The sequence below is a fragment of the Gordonia sp. NPDC003422 genome, assembly GCF_053588675.1.
This window is the reverse complement of the sequence record NZ_JBSFQL010000003.1, coordinates 274889-294406: the sequence shown is the minus strand read 5'-3', so window position 1 is coordinate 294406 and position 19518 is coordinate 274889. Positions and strand designations below refer to the sequence as shown.

The 19518-nt window shown below is 66.3% G+C and carries 19 protein-coding genes; 9 read left to right on the top strand and 10 right to left on the bottom strand.

The annotated features are described in order from the left end of the window. Positions 1-4 precede the first annotated feature (4 nt). Positions 5-469 (top strand): SRPBCC family protein, encoded by a 465-nt coding sequence (locus ACWDTF_RS04795; protein ID WP_355276239.1) that lies wholly within the window; start codon positions 5-7, stop codon positions 467-469. 5 nt (positions 470-474) lie between these two features. Here the strand turns inward: ACWDTF_RS04795 and ACWDTF_RS04790 are convergent, their stop codons facing one another. Beyond that, complete coding sequence (locus ACWDTF_RS04790) at positions 475-912, bottom strand: DnaJ family domain-containing protein (protein WP_240858067.1); 438 nt, start codon at positions 910-912, stop codon at positions 475-477. A gap of 81 nt (positions 913-993) precedes the next feature. Between ACWDTF_RS04790 and ACWDTF_RS04785 the strand changes: the two genes are divergently transcribed. Continuing rightward, the gene (locus ACWDTF_RS04785) at positions 994-1788 is read left to right on the top strand and encodes an MBL fold metallo-hydrolase (RefSeq protein ID WP_449754010.1); all 795 of its coding nucleotides are present in this window, start codon (positions 994-996) and stop codon (positions 1786-1788) included. A gap of 21 nt (positions 1789-1809) precedes the next feature. Here ACWDTF_RS04785 and ACWDTF_RS04780 read toward each other — a convergent pair whose 3' ends face one another. From ACWDTF_RS04780 to ACWDTF_RS04750, 7 genes are read right to left on the bottom strand one after another with little or no spacing between them, the layout of a single operon-like run. Next, positions 1810-2223: a metal-sulfur cluster assembly factor gene (locus tag ACWDTF_RS04780; protein ID WP_240858096.1), complete on the bottom strand. Its 414-nt coding sequence runs from the start codon at positions 2221-2223 to the stop codon at positions 1810-1812. Next, the gene (gene sufU / locus ACWDTF_RS04775; RefSeq protein WP_433259509.1) at positions 2220-2678 is read right to left on the bottom strand and encodes a Fe-S cluster assembly sulfur transfer protein SufU; all 459 of its coding nucleotides are present in this window, start codon (positions 2676-2678) and stop codon (positions 2220-2222) included. The genes ACWDTF_RS04780 and sufU overlap by 4 nt, the downstream gene beginning before the upstream one ends. Positions 2679-2682: 4 nt before the next feature. Beyond that, positions 2683-3963, bottom strand: a complete 1281-nt coding sequence (locus ACWDTF_RS04770; RefSeq protein ID WP_355276235.1) for a cysteine desulfurase — start codon at positions 3961-3963, stop codon at positions 2683-2685. Between the two features lie 24 nt (positions 3964-3987). Beyond that, on the bottom strand, positions 3988-4761 hold the full coding sequence (gene sufC / locus ACWDTF_RS04765) for a Fe-S cluster assembly ATPase SufC (protein WP_240858110.1): 774 nt from the start codon (positions 4759-4761) through the stop codon (positions 3988-3990). Between the two features lie 49 nt (positions 4762-4810). Beyond that, positions 4811-5989: a Fe-S cluster assembly protein SufD gene (sufD, locus tag ACWDTF_RS04760; RefSeq protein ID WP_240858121.1), complete on the bottom strand. Its 1179-nt coding sequence runs from the start codon at positions 5987-5989 to the stop codon at positions 4811-4813. Next, the gene (gene sufB, locus ACWDTF_RS04755) at positions 5989-7449 is read right to left on the bottom strand and encodes a Fe-S cluster assembly protein SufB (RefSeq protein ID WP_240858127.1); all 1461 of its coding nucleotides are present in this window, start codon (positions 7447-7449) and stop codon (positions 5989-5991) included. The genes sufD and sufB overlap by 1 nt, the downstream gene beginning before the upstream one ends. Continuing rightward, entirely contained in the window at positions 7446-8261 is an 816-nt protein-coding gene (locus ACWDTF_RS04750; RefSeq protein WP_449754009.1) for a helix-turn-helix transcriptional regulator, read from the bottom strand. The genes sufB and ACWDTF_RS04750 overlap by 4 nt, the downstream gene beginning before the upstream one ends. Before the next feature lie 138 nt (positions 8262-8399). Between ACWDTF_RS04750 and mptB the strand changes: the two genes are divergently transcribed. The 4 genes from mptB to ACWDTF_RS04730 all read left to right on the top strand — a co-directional run bounded on the left by mptB (position 8400) and on the right by ACWDTF_RS04730 (position 13122). Continuing rightward, on the top strand, positions 8400-10208 hold the full coding sequence (gene mptB / locus ACWDTF_RS04745) for a polyprenol phosphomannose-dependent alpha 1,6 mannosyltransferase MptB (protein ID WP_240858135.1): 1809 nt from the start codon (positions 8400-8402) through the stop codon (positions 10206-10208). A 108-nt stretch (positions 10209-10316) separates the two neighbouring features. Next, the gene (locus ACWDTF_RS04740) at positions 10317-11282 is read left to right on the top strand and encodes an ABC transporter ATP-binding protein (protein ID WP_355276253.1); all 966 of its coding nucleotides are present in this window, start codon (positions 10317-10319) and stop codon (positions 11280-11282) included. Beyond that, the gene (locus ACWDTF_RS04735; protein ID WP_240858139.1) at positions 11279-12070 is read left to right on the top strand and encodes an ABC transporter permease; all 792 of its coding nucleotides are present in this window, start codon (positions 11279-11281) and stop codon (positions 12068-12070) included. Before ACWDTF_RS04740 ends, ACWDTF_RS04735 begins: the two co-directional genes overlap by 4 nt. Next, positions 12067-13122, top strand: a complete 1056-nt coding sequence (locus tag ACWDTF_RS04730; protein ID WP_240858145.1) for a COX15/CtaA family protein — start codon at positions 12067-12069, stop codon at positions 13120-13122. The genes ACWDTF_RS04735 and ACWDTF_RS04730 overlap by 4 nt, the downstream gene beginning before the upstream one ends. Positions 13123-13310: 188 nt before the next feature. Here ACWDTF_RS04730 and ACWDTF_RS04725 read toward each other — a convergent pair whose 3' ends face one another. Then, positions 13311-13700: a hypothetical protein gene (locus ACWDTF_RS04725; RefSeq protein WP_240858147.1), complete on the bottom strand. Its 390-nt coding sequence runs from the start codon at positions 13698-13700 to the stop codon at positions 13311-13313. Between the two features lie 103 nt (positions 13701-13803). On the opposite strand from ACWDTF_RS04725, the gene ACWDTF_RS04720 reads away from it, so the two are divergent. Beyond that, entirely contained in the window at positions 13804-14772 is a 969-nt protein-coding gene (locus tag ACWDTF_RS04720; RefSeq protein ID WP_433259248.1) for a zinc-binding dehydrogenase, read from the top strand. A gap of 111 nt (positions 14773-14883) precedes the next feature. On the opposite strand, the gene ACWDTF_RS04715 is transcribed toward ACWDTF_RS04720, so the two are convergent. Further along, on the bottom strand, positions 14884-15879 hold the full coding sequence (locus ACWDTF_RS04715) for a heme o synthase (protein ID WP_374247055.1): 996 nt from the start codon (positions 15877-15879) through the stop codon (positions 14884-14886). A 319-nt stretch (positions 15880-16198) separates the two neighbouring features. Between ACWDTF_RS04715 and tkt the strand changes: the two genes are divergently transcribed. Beyond that, positions 16199-18283 carry a transketolase gene (gene tkt, locus ACWDTF_RS04710; RefSeq protein WP_240858172.1) on the top strand — a complete coding sequence of 695 codons (2085 nt, stop codon included), beginning with the start codon at positions 16199-16201 and terminating at the stop codon, positions 18281-18283. A 116-nt stretch (positions 18284-18399) separates the two neighbouring features. Beyond that, positions 18400-19518, top strand: a complete 1119-nt coding sequence (gene tal, locus ACWDTF_RS04705) for a transaldolase (RefSeq protein WP_240858187.1) — start codon at positions 18400-18402, stop codon at positions 19516-19518.

The window sequence follows — 19518 nt, the reverse complement described above, 5'->3', positions numbered from 1 at the left end:
TTGCGTGTTCGACGACTCGGTGCCTGACCCGTCACTGATCGATCTTGCGCTGTTCGTGGAGCGGCCACCCCGGGTTGTGTGGCGCGCGCTGACGGAGCCAGAGCTGATCGCCGGATGGCTCTCGCCGGTGATCGGCTTTGCGCCCGTGGTCGGGACAACGTTCATCGTTCAAGTGGCGGTACGCGATAGACCCGACGCCGAGATGGCGTGTCAGGTCGTTGCGGCCGACGAGCCCGGGCACCTCGCCTACAGTTGGACCGACCTTCGTGGGAATCCGCCCCAGCGCTGGATGATGGACTACCGACTGCTTCCGCATGGCCGGGGTACCCGGTTGTTCTGGCAGATGAGCGGTTTCGACATTGCGGACCGCTATCAGCGATACGCGCGCAACGGGATCGAGCGGTCCTGGAATCGAACGCTACTGCCAAGGTTGACCGACGTCGTGAACATGTTGGGAGACACGCCCTAGGGAGATCACTGCGACCGCAATGTCCGCCACTGCGCGACCACTTCATCGACGTCGACGGTATGAGCGGTGATCAGCGACGGCATGCCGGCGCGAGTCGCGAGATGCGCTTCGCGCACGCGCCGGTTGAAGTCGGTGAGGATGTCGCGGACCGCGTCCTCGTCGGCGATGCCGCGGAGCGACTCCGGGAAACCTTGTGCCTCTTTGCGCAACTGAAGAGGTGCGGGCAGCAGTGCCGACGAGTCGAGGTTCTCGTCGCGGATCTTGCGTTTGACCCACCAGTCCGGATCGTCGGCGTCGGAGAGGTCGAGGGGTTTGCCCATGCCGGGCAGGTTGTCGAACTCACCGCGCTCGGTGGCCTCGCGGATCATCTTCTCCACCCGGGACTCCCCGACCGGCGGGCGCCACCGGCGGATGCGTCGAAAATGGCCCTCGGATTCGGACATGATTCCAGCCTGCCTGCCGAGCGCCGACCAGACAAGCTGTTTCGCTCCTCCCTCTCGTCCGCATCGCTATCGTTGCCGGACATGACCGTACGCGTACACCACCTCAACTGCGGAAGCATGCGTCCGCTGGCCTCGCCCCGCATGATCTGCCATGTTCTGGCCGTCGAGACCGACGACGGCATCGTGGTCGTCGACACCGGATTCGGGCTGTGCGACATCGAGCAGCCGACTCGACTCGGGCTGATGGGAAAGGTGCTCCGGCCCGACCTGAAGTACGAGGAGACGGCGATCGCACAGATCGAAGCACTCGACTTCGACCGGCGAGATGTGCGGCATGTGGTGGTCACACACCTTGATCTCGACCATGCAGGCGGAATCGCCGACTTCCCCGAGGCAACCCTCCACGTCACCGACAGCGAGTATCAGTACGCCGGGACCGCACCCGGCTTGTCGGCGAAGATTCGCTACGGCTCGTGGCGCTCGACACCAGAACCCACCGTCGAGCGGTACGCCGAATTCACCACGCCCTGGCATGGTTTCGACGCCGCACCAGTGAGGGGCGTCGGGGATTCCGTGCTCTTGGTCTCGCTGCCGGGGCACACTCCGGGACATGCCGGGGTCGCCGTCAACACAGGTGACCGCTGGCTCCTACACTGCGGCGACGCCTTCTATCACCACGCGACCATTCGCGGTGGCTCCGTGCCATTCGTTGTGCGCACCAGTGAGGGCATCTCGGCCATCAGCCGACGAGTGGCAAAGGACACACGCCGCCGATTGTCTGCAACGTTCGGTAAAGGCGAGCTGCCTGTCGACGTCGTGTGCGCCCACGATCCGGTGCTCCTGGGCGACCACAAGAAGACATCCGGCAGCGGCTGAGAAGCGCGTCGCGAGATCGTCTCAGACGGTAAAACCCAAGGCGCGCAACTGTTCTCGGCCGTCGTCGGTGATCTTGTCGGGTCCCCACGGCGGCAGCCAGACCCAGTTGATCTCCATGTCGGTACACAGTCCGCTGTTGACCAGGGCGCCGCGGGATTGATCCTCGATGACGTCGGTCAGCGGGCAGGCCGCCGAGGTGAGGGTCATGTCGATCTTGGCGACCGCGTCGTCGGTGATCTCGATGCCGTAGACCAATCCGAGGTCGACGACGTTGATGCCCAGTTCCGGGTCGACGACGTCGCGCATCGCCTCCTCGACATCCTCCAGCGCCGGCAAAGACGTGGCCGGCGCGGAAGGGGTTCCGGCCGGACCCGTCTCCGCGGTGGGCGCCCCGGAAGACTCAGGTGCCTCGGTGGTGGTGGTTTCGTCACTCATGCTGACTCCGCTCGGTCGTCGATGGTCTGTGCGAGCGCGTCTTTGAAGGCCATCCATCCGAGGAGGGCACATTTCACGCGCGCGGGGTATTTGCTCACTCCGGTCAGGGCGATCCCGTCACCGATGATCTCCTCGTCACCGGGATCCTTGCCGCGGGAGGTCATCATGGCATTGAACGAATCCACGGTCGCCAGAGCCGATTCCACCGATTGGCCGACCAGTTGGTCGTAGAGCACCGACGTGGAGGCCTGCGAGATCGAACATCCTTGCCCGTCGTAGGAGATGTCGGCGATCGTGGCGCCGTCGTCGGAGACCGTGACGCGCAACGTCACCTCGTCGCCGCAGGTGGGGTTGACGTGGTGGACCTCGGCACCGAACGGTTCACGCAGTCCGCGCCCGTGTGGGTGTTTGTAGTGGTCCAGGATCACGTCCTGGTACATCTGCTCCATCCGCATGCACTCACCGGCTCCCGAAGAAGTCCTGGGCACGCACGATTGCTGCCGTCAGTGCGTCGACGTCGGCCAGCGTGTTGTAGGCGGCAAACGAAGCGCGCGCACTCGCGGCGATCCCGAACCGGCGGTGCAGCGGCCACGCGCAGTGATGTCCGACGCGGATGGCGACCCCTTCGTCGTCGAGGATCTGCCCGAGATCGTGGGCATGGATTCCGTCGACCACGAACGAGACTGCCCCACCACGATTCTCGGCGGTCGCCGGCCCGATGATGCGGAGTCCCTCGATCTGCGACAAGCGCTCCAATGCGTAGGCGACCAGCGCATGCTCGTGCTCGGCAATCGCGTTCATACCGATCGCCTCGAGGTAGCGCACCGCCGCGCCCAGGCCGACCGTCTGCGACGTCATCGGCACACCGGCCTCGAACCGCTGCGGAGGCGGCGCGTACGTCGACACCTCCATGGTGACGGTTTCGATCATCGACCCGCCGGTCAGGAAGGGCGGCAACGCATTCAGCAACTCCGCGCGGCCGTAGAGGACACCCACACCCGACGGACCAAACATCTTGTGCCCGGAGAAGGCGGCGAAGTCGACGTCGAGCGCTCGGAAGTCGACCCCCATGTGCGGAACCGACTGGCAGGCGTCGAGCACGACGAGAGCACCGACTGCTCGGGCCCGGCGCACGAGTTCGGCCACATCGGCGACGGCGCCGGTCACATTCGACTGATGGGTGAACGCAAGCACCTTGACGGTGTCGTCGAGTTCGAGTGAGTCGAGATCGATCCGACCGTCATCGGTGACGCCGTACCAGCGCAGCGTCGCACCCGTCCGGCGGCACAGTTCCTGCCACGGAACGAGATTCGCGTGGTGCTCGAGTTCGGTGATGACGACGGTGTCGCCTCCGCCGAGTTGCCTCCCGCCGAAGATGTCCGCACTGCGATCGTCACCGAGCGTGTAAGACACCAGATTCAACGCCTCGGTGGCGTTCTTGGTGAACACCAGCTCGTCGGCGTCGGCACCGACGAAACGCGCGATCACCTCACGCGCATCCTCATAGGCGTCGGTGGCTTCCTCGGCCAGCTGGTGCGCACCGCGGTGAACAGCGGCGTTGTGCTGGGTCAGGAACTCGCGCTCCGCGTCGAGTACCTGCACGGGCCGCTGCGAGGTGGCCCCGGAGTCCAGGTACACCAACGGTTTCGAATCCCGCACCGTGCGCGACAGAATCGGGAAGTCGGCCCGCAACGCCTCGACGTCGAACGCCGGAGCCGCGGCTTGGGTGGACAGCGTCACTGATGACACCTCCTTCGGTCGGACTCAGCCGGCCTTGGCCGGGGAGGTGAACCGCACGTAGCCGTTCTCCTCGAGTTCGTCGGCAAGTTCGGGACCGCCCGACTCGACGACCCGTCCGTTGACGAACACGTGCACGAACTCGGGCTTGATGTAGCGCAGGATCCGCGTGTAGTGCGTGATCAGCAGGATGCCGCCGTGCTCGTTCTCCTTGTAGCGGTTCACGCCCTCGGACACCACGCGCAACGCGTCGACGTCCAGGCCCGAATCGGTCTCGTCGAGAATCGCGATCTTCGGCTTGAGCAGATCGAGCTGCAGGATCTCGTGACGCTTCTTCTCGCCGCCCGAAAAGCCCTCGTTGACACTGCGTTCGGCGAACGCCGGATCGATCTCGAGCGCCGTCATCGCCTCCTTGGTCTCCTTGACCCAGTGCCGCAGCTTGGGGGCCTCGCCGCGCACGGCGGTGGCGGCGGTGCGCAGGAAGTTCGACATCGAGACTCCGGGAACCTCAACCGGGTACTGCATGGCCAGGAACAGTCCGGCGCGCGCCCGCTCGTCGACGCTCATCTCGAGAACATCCTCACCGTCGAGGGTGATGGACCCCTGGGTCACCTCGTACTTGGGGTGACCGGCGATGGCATACGACAGCGTCGACTTGCCGGAACCGTTGGGGCCCATGATCGCGTGGGTCTCCCCCGACTTCACGGTGAGGTCGACACCCTTGAGGATGTGGATGGGCTCGGCGTCGGCGTCGGTCTGTGCGACGTCGACATGCAGGTCTCGGATTTCCAGTGTGGTCATGATGATGAACGGTCTTTCGTTGTGGGCTGTGGGCGAGATGGTCGAGTGGTCAGGCGCCGGCGAGTTCGAGTTCTTCTTCGATTGCGGCTTCGAGACGCTCGCGGATGTCCGGCACGGAGATCTTCGCGATGATCTCGCGGAAGAAGCCGCGGATGACCAGGCGGCGCGCCTGATCCTCCGGGATGCCGCGGGCCTGCAGGTAGAAGAGTTGCTCGTCGTCGAATCGCCCGGTGGCACTGGCGTGTCCGGCGCCGACGATCTCGCCGGTCTCGATCTCCAGGTTCGGCACCGAGTCGGCGCGTGCGTTGTCGGTGAGCACCAGGTTTCGGTTCAACTCGAAGGTGTCGGTGCCCTCGGCTTCCGGGCGGATCAGCACGTCGCCGATCCACACGGTGTGCGCCTCGCGAGACCGATCGCCCGAGGTGTCGCCCTGCAGCGCACCCTTGTAGACGACATTCGACCGGCAATGCGGCTGACTGTGATCGACGAGCAGGCGCTGCTCGAGATGCTGCCCCGCGTCGGCGAAGTACAGGCCCCACAGTTCGACGTCTCCGCCCGGTGCGTCGTAGTGCACCACCGGGGAGAGTCGAACCAGGTTGCCGCCCAGGCTGAATGCGAAGTGACGAACGGTCGCGTCGCGTCCGACCCGGACATGGTGAGCGGCCACGTGCACCGCGTCGTCGGCCCAGTCGTGCACATTCACCAGCGTCAGTGCGGCCTGGTCGCCGACCACGAATTCCACGTTCTCCGCGTAGGTTCCGCTGCCCTTCTGATCGAGGACGACCACCGCGCGGGCGAACGGTTCGAGGCGAACCTGGATGTGTCCGTACCCGACCTCGCCCTCACCGGGGCCGTCGAGGTGGACGACCACCGGTTCGCCGAGTTCGACCTCTTTGCCGACGGTGATCACCGTGGCCTGGGTGAACGACGAATATGCCTGCGCCGCAATGCGGTCGAAGGGCACACCACCGTCACCCAGCCGCTTGTCATCGCGGCCGACGGTCTGGACGGTCACGCCGTCGGCGACCCCGGTGACCTCGACGGTCGCCTCGGCCGAGATCGTCGCGGAACCGTCGTGCAGACCGCGAAGCCTGCGGAACGGAGTGAACCGCCACGCCTCATCGCGCGAACTCGGCACCTCGAAGGCGTTGACGTCGAAGGACGTGAACTGCTCACCCTTGTTGCCGGCAATCGAATTGGCAGCAGGTGCCAGTGTCGGGTCCGCCATCAGCCGACCGCTCCTTCCATCTGAAGCTCGATCAGCCGGTTGAGTTCGAGTGCGTACTCCATCGGGAGTTCCTTCGCGATCGGCTCGACAAAGCCGCGCACCACCATGGCCATAGCCTCGTCCTCGGTGAGACCACGGCTCATCAGATAGAAGAGTTGGTCGTCGCTCACCTTGGACACGGTCGCCTCATGGCCCATCGTCACGTCGTCCTCGCGAATGTCGACGTACGGATAGGTGTCGCTGCGGGAGATCGTGTCGACAAGCAGCGCATCGCATTTCACCGTCGACCGGCTGCCGTGGGCACCGCTGTTGACCTTGATCAGACCGCGGTAGGACGCACGTCCGCCGCCACGGGCGACCGACTTCGAGACGATGTTGCTCGACGTGTTCGGCGCAAGGTGGACCATCTTCGATCCGGTGTCCTGATGCTGACCTTCACCGGCGAACGCGACCGAGAGCACCTCGCCCTTGGCGTGCTCACCGGTCAGCCACACCGCCGGGTACTTCATGGTGACCTTGGACCCGATGTTGCCGTCGATCCACTCCATGGTGGCGCCGGCCTCTGCCTTGGCACGCTTGGTCACCAGGTTGTAGACGTTGTTCGACCAGTTCTGGATCGTCGTGTAACGGCAGCGTCCGCCCTTCTTCACGATGATCTCGACGACCGCCGAGTGCAGCGAATCCGTCTTGTAGATCGGTGCGGTACAGCCTTCGACGTAGTGCACGTAGGCACCCTCGTCGACGATGATGAGCGTCCGCTCGAACTGACCCATGTTCTCGGTGTTGATGCGGAAGTAGGCCTGCAGCGGGATGTCGACATGCACGCCCGGCGGCACATAGATGAACGAGCCACCCGACCACACCGCGGTGTTGAGCGCGGAGAACTTGTTGTCGCCTGCCGGGATCACCGACCCGAAGTACTCCTGGAAGATCTCCGGATGCTCCTTGAGACCGGTGTCGGTGTCGAGGAAGATGACACCCTGCTGCTCGAGGTCCTCACGGATCTGGTGATAGACCACCTCGGACTCGTACTGGGCGGCGACACCGGCTACGAGGCGCTGCTTCTCCGCCTCGGGGATGCCCAGCCTGTCGTAGGTGTTCTTGATGTCTTCGGGCAGCTCTTCCCAACTCGTCGCCTGCTTCTCGGTGGAGCGGACGAAGTATTTGATGTTGTCGAAGTCGATGCCGTCGAGTTCGCCACCCCAGTGCGGCATGGGCTTGCGATCGAAGATCTTCAGGGCCTTCAGCCGCTGCTCGAGCATCCACTCGGGCTCGCTCTTCTTCGCCGAGATGTCAGCGACGACTGCCGGCGACAGGCCACGCTGGGCGCTGGCACCCGCGACATCGGAATCGGACCAGCCGTAACCGTACTTGCCCAGGGAGGCAATCGTCTCCTCCTGGGTCAGCGGTGCGGCCTTGATCGGTGCACCGTCGGTTGCGGTGGGCTCGGTGACTGTCATCGCGAGACCTTTCGGGTTGTCCCTTGCGGGAGCTTCTGGGCGGGAGTCGGCGCGGGCTGTGCGTCGCTCGGGGCTTGCTCGGTCTGGACTTGCTGGGTCGGGACTTGCGGTACAGGGTGTAGCGGCACGTGGGTGGTGCACACGCAGTCGCCATTGGCGATCGTCGCGAGCCGCTGCACATGGGTCCCGAGCAATTCGGTGAAGACCGCGGTTTCGGCCTCGCACAACTCGGGGAACTCGGTTGCCACGTGCGCGACCGGGCAATGATGCTGGCAGATCTGCAACCCGGTCCCGACCTCACGGGTGTTGGTCGAGTATCCGGCGCTGGTGAGGGCGTCGGCGATGTCGCCGACCGTCTCGGCGACGCTCACCGTCTCCCCGGTGGGCCGAACACCCGCGACGATCCGCTCCACCCGTTCCCGGGCGAAGTTCTCGACCGCGTCCCCACCACCGATGTCGCGTAGCTTGCGCATCGCGGCGCCGGCGAGGTCGTCGTAGGCGTGGCGCAGCTTACCCCGGCCGGTCGCAGTGAGTTGAAACCACTTCGCCGGTCGGCCACGGCCGCGTTGACCGAAGCCCGACGACGAGATCTCCACATCACCGGTTGACGTGAGGGTATCGAGGTGCCGACGAACTCCGGCGGCGCTGATTCCGAGACGGGCCGCGATCTCACCCGCAGTGAGCGGGCCGTCCTCGACGAGCAGTGTCACCACCGCAGCCCGGGTCTCGCCATCGTGATGCGTGGCCGGTTCGGCCGAACCGGACGGGACGGCACCGGAGCTGTCGGCAGACAGCACAGGATCGTTCCGCATGGTTTTCACAACACAAGTGTGACGTAATTGATTCCCGCGTTCCAGCAAGGGTGCCCTTAGCGAGCCGAGTGATCGTGCCCCGACCAACCGCCGCGGGCCGCTCACCCGGCATTGTGCAGCGCCGATTACAGTCGTCCTGTGCCCGAAACCACAGTCTTGCGCCGTGCGCTGGACTACTTCGGACTGAGCAAGACGACCACGCCATCCTCTGCAGGCGACGCGATCGACCGGCCCGGAAATTATGGCAAGGCCGTCGCACGACTTCACGACGACGAACGCGAGGTCGGTCCGCTCAATGCCGAGGAGACCCGCCGACTGCGCCGAATCAAGCTCTTCGGTGCCACCGGATCCGTGCTCATCCTGATCGGTTCCCTCGGCACGGGCGCGATCCCCGTGCTGCAGAATCCGGTGGCCGGGATGCGCGTGCTGTCGCTGCCTTCACGGATGTTCGGCACGGCGCTTGCGTTGTCCATCGGCGGCACCATCACGCTCGTCGTCGCCTGGCTGTTGCTGGGCCGGTTCGCGGTCGGCAGGTTGTCTGTCGAGGTCCGCAACGGCCGAAGTCCAGCACGCCGGATGAGCCGCCGGCAGGCCGACCGGACCCTGCTGCTGTGGATCGCGCCGATCGTCGTCGCGCCACCGCTGCTGAGCAAGGACATCTACTCGTATCTCGCCCAGAGCGCGATCGCCTACCGGGGAATGGATCCCTACACGGTCAGCCCGATGAACGGGCTCGGCATCGAGCACGTGCTCACCCGCTCGGTACCCAACCTCTGGCGTGACACCCCCGCCCCCTACGGCCCCCTGTTCCTGTGGCTCGGTGAAGGCATCACCGCGATCACCGGCGACAACATCACCGCCGCGATCTTCCTGCACCGCATGGTCGCCCTCGTGGGCATCGCCCTGATCGTCTGGGCGCTGCCCCGTCTGGCCAAGCGATGTGGGGTGTCGTCGGTGGCGGCGATCTGGCTCGGCGCGATGAATCCGCTGCTCATCCTGCATCTGGTCGGCGGCATCCACAACGAGGCGCTCATGCTCGGCCTGATGCTCGTGGGCCTCGAGTTCAGTTTCCGAGCGATCTACAGTGCCGATCTGCTCCGAAAACCCGGCACGCTCATCCCCACGCGAAGCGGATGGATTCTCATCGCCGGTGCGGCCATCCTCGCCGCGTCGACGATGGTCAAGTTCACCTCGATGCTCGCACTGGGATTCGTCGGGATCGCACTCGCGCTCCGGTGGGGTGCAACCCTGCCCGCGCTGCGGCATGCGCCGCCCAGTCAGTGGTGGTCGCGATCGAGACACACGGTCTATGCGCTGTCCATGTCGGCGGGCTTCTACATCGTGGTCGTCGGCGTGGTGATGCTCGTGATCGGATTCGGCACCGGCCTCGGTTTCGGCTGGACCGGCACACTGTCGACCGGCGCGATCGTGCGCTCGTGGATGTCGATGCCCACACTGCTGTCGGTGACCACCGGTCGAATCGGGGTCAACCTCGGCCTGGGCGACCACACCCAGGCGGTTCTCGAGGTCGGCCGCCCGATCGGCCAGCTGATCGCCGGGGTGTTCATCGTGCGATGGATGCTCGCGACCCTGGGAGGCCGCCTTCATCCGCTGGGCGCCCTCGGTGTGTCAATGGCCACAGTCGTGGTGTTCTTTCCGTTCGTCCAGGCCTGGTACTTGCTGTGGGCCGTCATCCCGCTCGCCGCGTGGGCGACCGGTCCATGGTTCCGCCTGTCGACCATCGCGGCGTCGGCGATCATCGCGATCGTGGTCATGCCGACCAGCTCCAACACCAGTGGAGTCGTACTGGCACAGGGCGTTCTGGCCGGCGTCATCATGGTCGCGGTGCTCACCGCGGTCTTTTTCGAGGACGATCCGATCACCCGCAGGCGCCGAAGACGGCAGGCCTCGGGCGACACCACCGAGCCATCGCGTACGACGACGTGAGCGCGATCGCATCCGGGTACACCGTTTTTCGTTCGGCGTGATCGAGCGCCTAGGCTGAGCGTTGTGCACGGCACGACGTCTCACCGGTTGAACAGCGACGATCCCAAGGTGGATCGCCGCGGCAGTGACGCCGTCAAACACGTTCCCGGTCACGACGACCCTGCACTCACCGTCCGCGGACTGGTCAAGCGGTACGGCGAGCACACCGCCGTCGACGGTCTCGACCTCGAACTCCGACGCGGCGAGATCCTCGCCCTGCTGGGCCCCAACGGCGCCGGCAAGACCACCACGGTCGAGATCTGCGAAGGATTCGCCGCCCCCGACGAAGGATCGGTCCGCGTTCTGGGTCTCGACCCACGCTCGGACAACGACGAACTCCGCAGGCGCATCGGTGTGATGTTGCAAGGCGGTGGCGCCTACCCCGGGGCTCGCACCGAGGAGATGCTGCGACTTGTCGCGTCGTATTCGGCGGACCCGATCGACACCGACTGGCTGCTGGGCGCGTTGGGCCTGACCGACGTGCGCCGCACCTCTTTCCGCCGGCTGTCCGGCGGCCAGCAACAGCGACTCTCACTGGCGTGCGCCATCGTCGGCCGTCCGGAGATGGTGTTCCTCGACGAACCGACCGCCGGACTCGACGCGCACGCGCGCCTGGTCGTCTGGGATCTCGTCGACCGCCTCCGAGCCGATGGCGTGTCGGTCCTGCTGACCACCCACCTGATGGACGAGGCAGAAGAACTCGCCGACAAGGTCGTGATCATCGACCGGGGCCGCTGCGTCGCGGCCGGCACCCCTGCCGACCTCACCAGCCGCGGCGCCGAGAACGAGCTGCGCTTCACCGCGCCACGGGGTCTGGATCTGACGATGCTGGAGCTTGCCCTGCCCGAGGACTACCACTGCTCCGAATCGGCGCCGGGCACCTACCTGGTGGTCGGGAAGGTGACGCCGCAGGTGCTGGCCACGGTGACCGCCTGGTGCGCCAAGATCAACGTGCTGGCAACCGACCTGCGCGTCGAGACCCGCAGCCTCGAGGACGTGTTCCTCGACCTGACCGGGCGGGCGTTGCGTTCATGAGTTCCGGCACACTCTTCCCCGCGGGCACCTTCACCCCGCGTCCGCAGCCCGCGCGCATCGCCGCGATGATCGCGGCGCAATCGCAACTCGAACTCAAACTGCTGCTGCGTAACGGCGAGCAATTGCTCCTGACCATGTTCATCCCGATCACACTGCTGGTGGGACTGTGTCTGCTGCCCGTCGACACAGGCCTCGGCGACGGCCCGGCCGCGCGTGCGGACGTCTTCGTCCCAGCGATCCTGACCGTCGCCGTGATGTCCACCGCGTTCACCGGCCAGGCCATCGCGGTCGGATTCGACCGGCGCTACGGGGCGCTGAAACGCCTTGGTGCCACACCTATTCCACGCTGGGGCATCATCGTCGGCAAATCCGTCGCGGTCCTGCTGGTGGTGATCCTCCAGTCGATCGTGCTCGGGTTGATCGGGGCTGCCTTCGGGTGGCGCCCGGCCGTGCTGGGTCTGCTGCTGGGTGCCGCGGTCATCGCGATCGGGACGGCATGTTTTGCCGCCCTCGGACTGCTGCTCGGCGGGACCCTGAAGGCCGAGGTGGTGCTCGCACTCGCCAACCTTCTGTGGTTCGCGATGGTCGGCATCGGAAGCCTCGTGGTACTCGACTCGCGCGTACCCGACGCCGTGTGGTGGGTCGCGCGCTGCACCCCGTCGGGCGCCCTCACCGAGGCGCTCGAACGGGCATCGCATGCGACGGTGGATGTCTTCGGTATCTGTGTGTTGCTCGTGTGGACGGCGGTCGCCGGCGCACTGGCGGTGAGGTGGTTCCGGTTCGAATGACGACATCCAAACCCTTTGCGTCCAAACCCTCGGCGATCTCCGACGAATCGCGGTCGGCAATCTCCGATCGCGGCACCGACCCGGCAGGTGCCGGGCCCCGAGGCGGCGCGATGTCGCGGGTTCCGGGATTCGGCGTACCCACCGCACGATTCGTGTTTCGGTGGGCGATCGCGCTGTTGGTGGCCAACGTCGGCATCGTCGCGACCGGCGGCGCGGTCCGGCTCACCGGTTCGGGCCTCGGCTGCCCCACCTGGCCACAATGCACCGACAATTCGTTCGTGCCGCACCAAGCTCTCGGCTACCACGGCGCGATCGAGTTCGGTAACCGCATGCTCACCTGGGTGCTCATCGCCATCGCGATAGCTGCCTTCACCGCCGTGTGGCGCCACGCAGGCAGCACACGTGCCGATCGGTGGCTGGTCCTCGTTCTCGCGCTCGGAATCCCCTTCCAAGGCGTCATCGGCGGCATCACGGTCCTCACCGACCTCAACCCGTGGGTCGTCGCACTGCACTTCCTGCTGTCCATGGCGCTGGTCTCCGGGTCGACGGTGCTGGTGTACCGCACCCGCCTGACGACGCCCGTGCAGCCGGAGCCGGCGAGATCGGCGGCGGTGACCCGTCTGGGACGGCAACTCGCCTGGATCACCTACGTCGCCACCTGGGTGACCATCTACCTCGGCACCGTCGTCACCGGTTCCGGTCCGCACGCCGGGGACGCCAACGCGCCACGCAACGGCCTGGCTCCCGACAACGCGACGCAATTGCACGCAGACGCGGTGTTCGTGCTGATCGGACTGGCCCTGGCGCTGCTGGTGTTCACGCGCGTGATGAAACTGCCGCAACAGCGCGTCGCGCTCACATTTGCCGGACTACTCGCCCTGCAAGGCGTCATCGGTGCGGTGCAGTACGCGACGGACCTGCCCATCGCCCTCGTGATCGCGCACATGATCGGCAGCGCCGCACTCCTCATCGGGGCAACATGGCTGGTGCTCGAATTCACCCCGACCGCTGCTCGCGACACTGCGCCAGAGACTGCGGACAGCGCCCACTGATTCGAAGCGTCGGTGACCGGCTCGCTGACCTGGACAAATGCGTCGGTGCCGTGCTCGCAAAAATCTAGGGGAAGAGTTTCTTCCCCGGGGTTCACAGTCGTCCCCTAGAAATTTATAGGGGACGACTCTGAGGCCAGGGGAAAGAGTTTCCTCCCCTATTTTCTTGCGGGTTGACCCGGGAAAAGACCCTAGAGGATCGCGGAGTTACGGGCTTTGGGGAACCGCTTCTGGCCCGCTACCCAGCCGGCCATCTTGCGGTAGTGCGACGGCTTCACGTTCGCGGCCGAGGTGAGTTCACGGTCCCACTCGGCGATCTCGACGCCGTCGATGGCGTCGACCACGGCGTTCGCGGTGGCGATGTCGTCGACCACCCGATCGCCGAGGATGCCACCCTGCTCGCCGACGAGCGTGATGCGCACGCCCGCGTTGCCGATGGGCTGCAGTACGGCTTTGGCCTCGCCGCCTTCGCGACCGACGAAGCTGCGGATCGACGCAACCACGTCACTCGGAGCGCTCACAGTGGGCTTCTGGTCGCCGGCTCGATCGTCGGTGGGCTGGGTCGTCGCGGCGTCGCTCATGGTGGTGAGCATACCGGGCGGTAGCCTCGCCCGACGACGCACGTAGCTCCTGTCACACACTGTTATGGCCCCGTCCGCCGACGTCGACGTGTAGACAGAAGGCATGCGTGCAATCCAGGTGACTCGCCATGGCGGACCCGATGTGATGGCTTACGGCACGGCCCCCGACCCGATCCCGGGCCCGGGCGAGGCACTGGTGCGAACCACCGCGATCGGCGTCAACTTCATCGACACCTACATCCGACGCGGCCTGTACCCGTCGACTCCCCCCTACATTCCGGGCAGCGAGGGAGCCGGTGTCGTCGTGTCGGTCGGGTCTGAGGTCACCGACATCGAGGTCGGGCAGCGCGTCTGCTGGTGCGACAGTGCCGGTAGTTACGCCGAAATCGTCGCGGTCGACGCCTCCCGTCTCGTACCCGTGCCGGACGGCATCGACGACGCGGCCGCGGGCTCGTCGCTGTTGCGCGGCCTCACGGCGCACTACCTCCTCGATGGCAGCGCACATCCGTCCGCCGGCGACACCGTGCTTGTCCATGCCGGCGCGGGCGGCGTCGGTCTGGTGCTCACCCAGATGGCCAAGAATCGCGGGCTGACGGTGATCACCACCGTGTCCGGCGACGAGAAAGCCGAACTGTCGACGGCCGCGGGCGCCGACCACGTGCTCCGATACGGCGACGACCTCGTCTCGCAGGTACGAGAGATCACCGGCGGGCGCGGCGTACCGGTGACCTACGACGGCGTCGGCGCGGACACCTTCGAGCAGTCGCTCGCGGTGACCGCCGTGCGCGGCATCATCGTGCTGTTCGGTGCGGCCAGCGGGCCGGTCCCGCCGTTCGATCTGCAGCGTCTCAACCCGGCGGGGTCATTGTCGGTGACACGCCCGACGCTCGCCCACTTCATTGCCGATACCGATGAGTTGCGCTGGCGGGCGGGCGAGTTTCTCGGTGCCGTCGCCGACGGGACGGTCGACGTCCGGGTCGGCCAGCGCTACCGCCTCGCCGACGCCGCGCAGGCCCACACCGATCTCGAGGCGCGTGCGACCACCGGGTCGACGGTGCTGCTGCCCGATTGAGAGGTGGGCCCCAACACCCTGCGCGCAATGCTGTATGCCTCAGCCCGGCGGATGCACAGTGCACTCGACTCGGCTGCCACGTACTGATTCCCCGGCTGAAGCCTCGTCGCGTCAGAAGTAGTCGGCGATGGTCTGCAGGCCGATGACGGCGTCGATCGCGAGCCCGCAGAAGAGGATGGCGAGGTACTCGTTGGACTGCAGGAAGATCTTCAGCGGTGCGACCTCGGCGCCGCGTCGGGTGTCGCGGTAGAGGATGTGGACACGGCTGGCGAACCAGGCGCCGGCCAGGATCGCGACCGCGGCGTAGATCCAGCTGGTCGCGGGGATGAGCACCAACGAGCACAGCACGGTCAGCCAGGTGTAGATCACCATCTGCCGGGTGACCCGCTCCTCGGTGGCGATCACCGGCAACATCGGGACGCCGGCAGCCTTGTAGTCCTCCTTGTAGCGCATCGCCAGCGCCCAGGTGTGTGGCGGCGTCCAGAAGAAGATCACGCCGAAGAGGACGATCGGTTGCCAGCTCAGCGACCCGGTGACGGCTGCCCATCCGACCAGCGTCGGCATGCATCCCGCAGCGCCGCCCCACACGACGTTCTGCCACGTGCGGCGTTTGAGGATCATCGTGTAGACGCCGACGTAGAAGATGATCGTCGCCGACACCAGCAGCGCGCTCAGCAGATTCGCCGCCAGCCAGAGGACCGCGAAGGACGCTGCCCACAGCACGATGCCGAATATCAGTGCGCTGCGTGGAGCCACGGCACGACGCGCCAACGGCCGTCGGGCGGTGCGTTTCATCTTCTTGTCGATGTCGGCGTCGACGACCATGTTGAGGGTGTTGGCGCTCGCCGCACCCAGCCATCCGCCCAAGAGCGTGCACGCGATCACCGCGAGGTCGACATGGCCACGATCGGCCTGGAGCATCACCGGGATGGTCGCAACCAGCAAGAGTTCGATGACGCGGGGCTTGGTCAGCGCGATGTAGGCCAGCACTGTCGCCTGGAGGCGCCGTGGCCACGACGGCGTCGGGGCCGGCGACTCCTGCACCGTCGCACGGGACGCGGATTGGGATCCGGTGGGACGGGATGCGGCGGTGTGATCTCCGCTCACGCGCTCCCCAATCCTCACGGCTCTCCTCGTCTGCCTGCCCCGAACTGTGTGCAAGAGGGGCTCACGGCCCGAAAACGGGCCTGGCGGGCTACTACACAGCATGGTAGACGTATGCCAACTCGATCCGTGAATCGAGCCCTGACCACCGCGCTGACCTGCAATCGGGCCATCGGGGCGACGCATCGCCCACTCGCCGCGCAGCCCTCGGTGGCGGCCGATTACTCTGGTGACGAGTACAGGCCGACTTCCCGTATGTCGGGAAATGCTTGTCGGCCTGTTCACCGTCCAGCACCGAGCAGGCACAGGAGACACCACGACCGTGGCCGACACAGACGAGATCCGCGCACTGACCACCCCTCGCCACCCCGATGACTGGTCGGATCTCGACACTCGCGCGGTCGACACCGCCCGGGTGCTCGCGGCCGATGCGGTCCAGAAATGCGGAAGCGGACACCCCGGAACCGCGATGAGCCTGGCGCCGCTGGCCTACACGCTGTTCCAGCGGGTCATGCGGCACGATCCGGTCGACACCACCTGGGTCGGACGCGACCGCTTCGTCCTGTCCTGCGGTCATTCGAGCCTGACGCTCTACATCCAGCTGTATCTCGGTGGCTTCGGTCTGGAGCTCGCCGACCTCGAGGCGTTGCGCACCTGGGAGTCGCTGACCCCGGGCCATCCGGAGTTCCGGCACACCAAGGGTGTCGAGATCACCACCGGTCCGCTCGGACAGGGTCTGGCGTCGGCGGTCGGGATGAGCATGGCCAGCCGCCGCGAACGCGGTCTCTTCGACCCCGACGCCCCCACCGGCACGAGCCCGTTCGACCACTTCATCTACGTCATCGCCTCCGACGGCGACATCGAGGAGGGTGTCACCTCCGAGGCGAGTTCGCTGGCCGGCACACAGCAGCTGGGCAACCTGATCGTCTTCTACGACCAGAATCAGATCTCGATCGAGGACGACACCGACATCGCCCTCTCGGAGGACGTCGCCAAGCGCTACGAGGCCTACGGCTGGCACGTGCAGACCGTCGAGGGTGGCGAGGACGTCGTGGCCATCGAGGCCGCGATCGAGGCGGCCAAGGGCGTCACCGACAAGCCGTCGATCATCTGCCTGCGCACCATCATCGGCTTCCCTGCGCCGACCAAGATGAACACCGGCGGGATTCACGGTGCAGCACTCGGTGCCGACGAGGTGGCGGCCACCAAGAAGGTCCTCGGCTTCGACCCGGACAAGGACTTCGAGGTGACCGACGAGGTCATCGGCCACACCCGCAAGCTCGCCGAGCGCGGCGCCGCGGCGAAGGCCGAGTGGGCCAAGGGCTTCGACGCATGGGCAGGCAAGAACGCCGAGGCCAAGGCGCTCTTCGACCGCCTGCACGCACATGAACTGCCCGAGGGCTGGACCGACGCACTGCCCAGCTGGACGCCCGGCGACAAGGACGTGGCGACACGCAGCGCCTCCGGCAAGGTCCTCACGGCCCTGGCGCCGATCCTGCCGGAACTCTGGGGCGGCTCGGCCGATCTCGCCGGCAGCAACAACACCACCATGGACGGCGCCCTGTCGTTCGGCCCGTCGTCGATCAGCACCAAGAAATGGACCGCCGATCCGTACGGTCGCACCCTGCATTTCGGCATCCGCGAGCACGCGATGGGCTCGATCCTCTCGGGTATCGCATTGCACGGCCCGACGCGCGCCTACGGCGGCACGTTCCTGCAGTTCGCCGACTACATGCGGCCGGCGGTTCGTCTCGCGTCGCTGATGGAGATCGATCCGATCTACGTCTGGACGCACGACTCGATCGGCCTCGGCGAGGACGGTCCGACCCACCAGCCCGTCGAACACCTCGCGGCGCTGCGCGCTATCCCGCACCTCGACGTCGTCCGCCCGGCCGACGCGAACGAGACCGCTTATGCATGGCAGCACCTGCTGTCCCGCCGGAACCATCCCGTCGGCCTCGCCCTCACCCGCCAGAACATCCCGATCCTCGAGGGCACCTCCGCGGACGGTGTGGCCAAGGGCGGCTATGTGCTCAGCGACTCCGACAACGACGCACAGGTGGTCCTCATCGGCACCGGGTCGGAGGTGTACCTCGCGGTCGACGCCCAGAAGGCGTTGGCGGAGAAGGGAATCGCGGCTCGCGTCGTGTCCATGCCGTGTGTGGAGTGGTTCGACGAGCAGCCGCAGGGTTATCGCGACTCGGTACTGCCGCCGTCGACTCCGCGCGTCGCGGTCGAGGCCGGTATCGCCATGCCGTGGTACCGGATCGTGGGCACCGGCGGCGAGATCGTCTCGCTCGAGCACTTCGGTGCCTCCGCCGACTACAAGGTGCTCTACCAGCAGTTCGGCATCACCGCCGAGGCCGTGGTGGGTGCCGCGCAGCGCGCGATCGAGAACAAGAGCTGACAACTGCACATCGACGTGTCACCAGAGGAAAACCTGACCTCAGGCGCCATCGCGTTCGGCGATCCCGAGCGCACCACAAGTACGCATCCTGCGTGCGCAACCCGAAAGGGAAACCCGTGACCCAGAACAGCAAGCTCGCCGAACTGTCCGCCGCCGGAGTGTCCGTGTGGCTCGACGACCTGTCCCGTGACCTGATCTCCTCCGGCGACCTCGCCGACCTCATCGCCACCAAATCGGTGGTCGGCGTGACCACCAACCCGTCGATCTTCCAGGCCGCGCTGTCGAAGGGCACCAGCTACGACGCGCAGGTCAACGAATTGGCCGCGCGCGGAGCCGATGTGGACGCGACCATTCGCACCGTCACCACCGACGATGTCCGCAACGCGTGCGACGTCCTGGCTCCGGTGTTCGAGGAGTCCCACGGTGTGGACGGTCGAGTGTCGATCGAGGTGGATCCCCGCCTCGCTCACGACACCGAGGGCACGGTCGCACAGGCCGTCGAACTCTGGAAGATCGTCGACCGCCCCAACCTCCTCATCAAGATCCCGGCGACCAAGGCCGGGCTGCCCGCGATCACCAAGGTCCTCGCCGAGGGCATCAGCGTCAACGTCACGCTGATCTTCTCCGTGGAGCGCTACAAGGGGGTCATGGACGCCTACCTCGACGGCCTGGATGCGGCCGCCCTGGCCGGTCACGACCTGTCGTCGATCCACTCGGTGGCGTCGTTCTTCGTCTCCCGCGTGGACACCGAGGTCGACAAGCGCCTCGACGCCATCGGCACCCCCGATGCCCTCGGACTGCGCGGCAAGGCTGCCCTCGCGAACGCGCGCCTGGCCTACCAGGCGTATCAGGAGATCTTCGAGGTGGAGTCGCGCTTCCCGGACCTGCTGGCGCAGGGCGCGCGGCCGCAGCGAGCGCTGTGGGCCTCGACCGGCGTGAAGAATCCCGACTACCCCGACACCCTCTACGTCAGCGAACTCGTCGCACCCAACACGGTGAACACCATGCCGGGCAAGACGATGGATGCCTTCGCCGACCACGGCTGGGTCAACACCTCGTCGATCGTCGGGCTCGGTCAGGAGTCCCAGGAGGTGTTCGACGCGATCGCCGCGGTCGGCATCGACTTCGCGGACGTCTTCGAGGTTCTGGAGACCGAGGGCGTGAGCAAGTTCGAGGATGCCTGGAACGATCTGCTCAGCGCGACCGCCGAGCAGCTGACCGCCGCACAGGGCTGA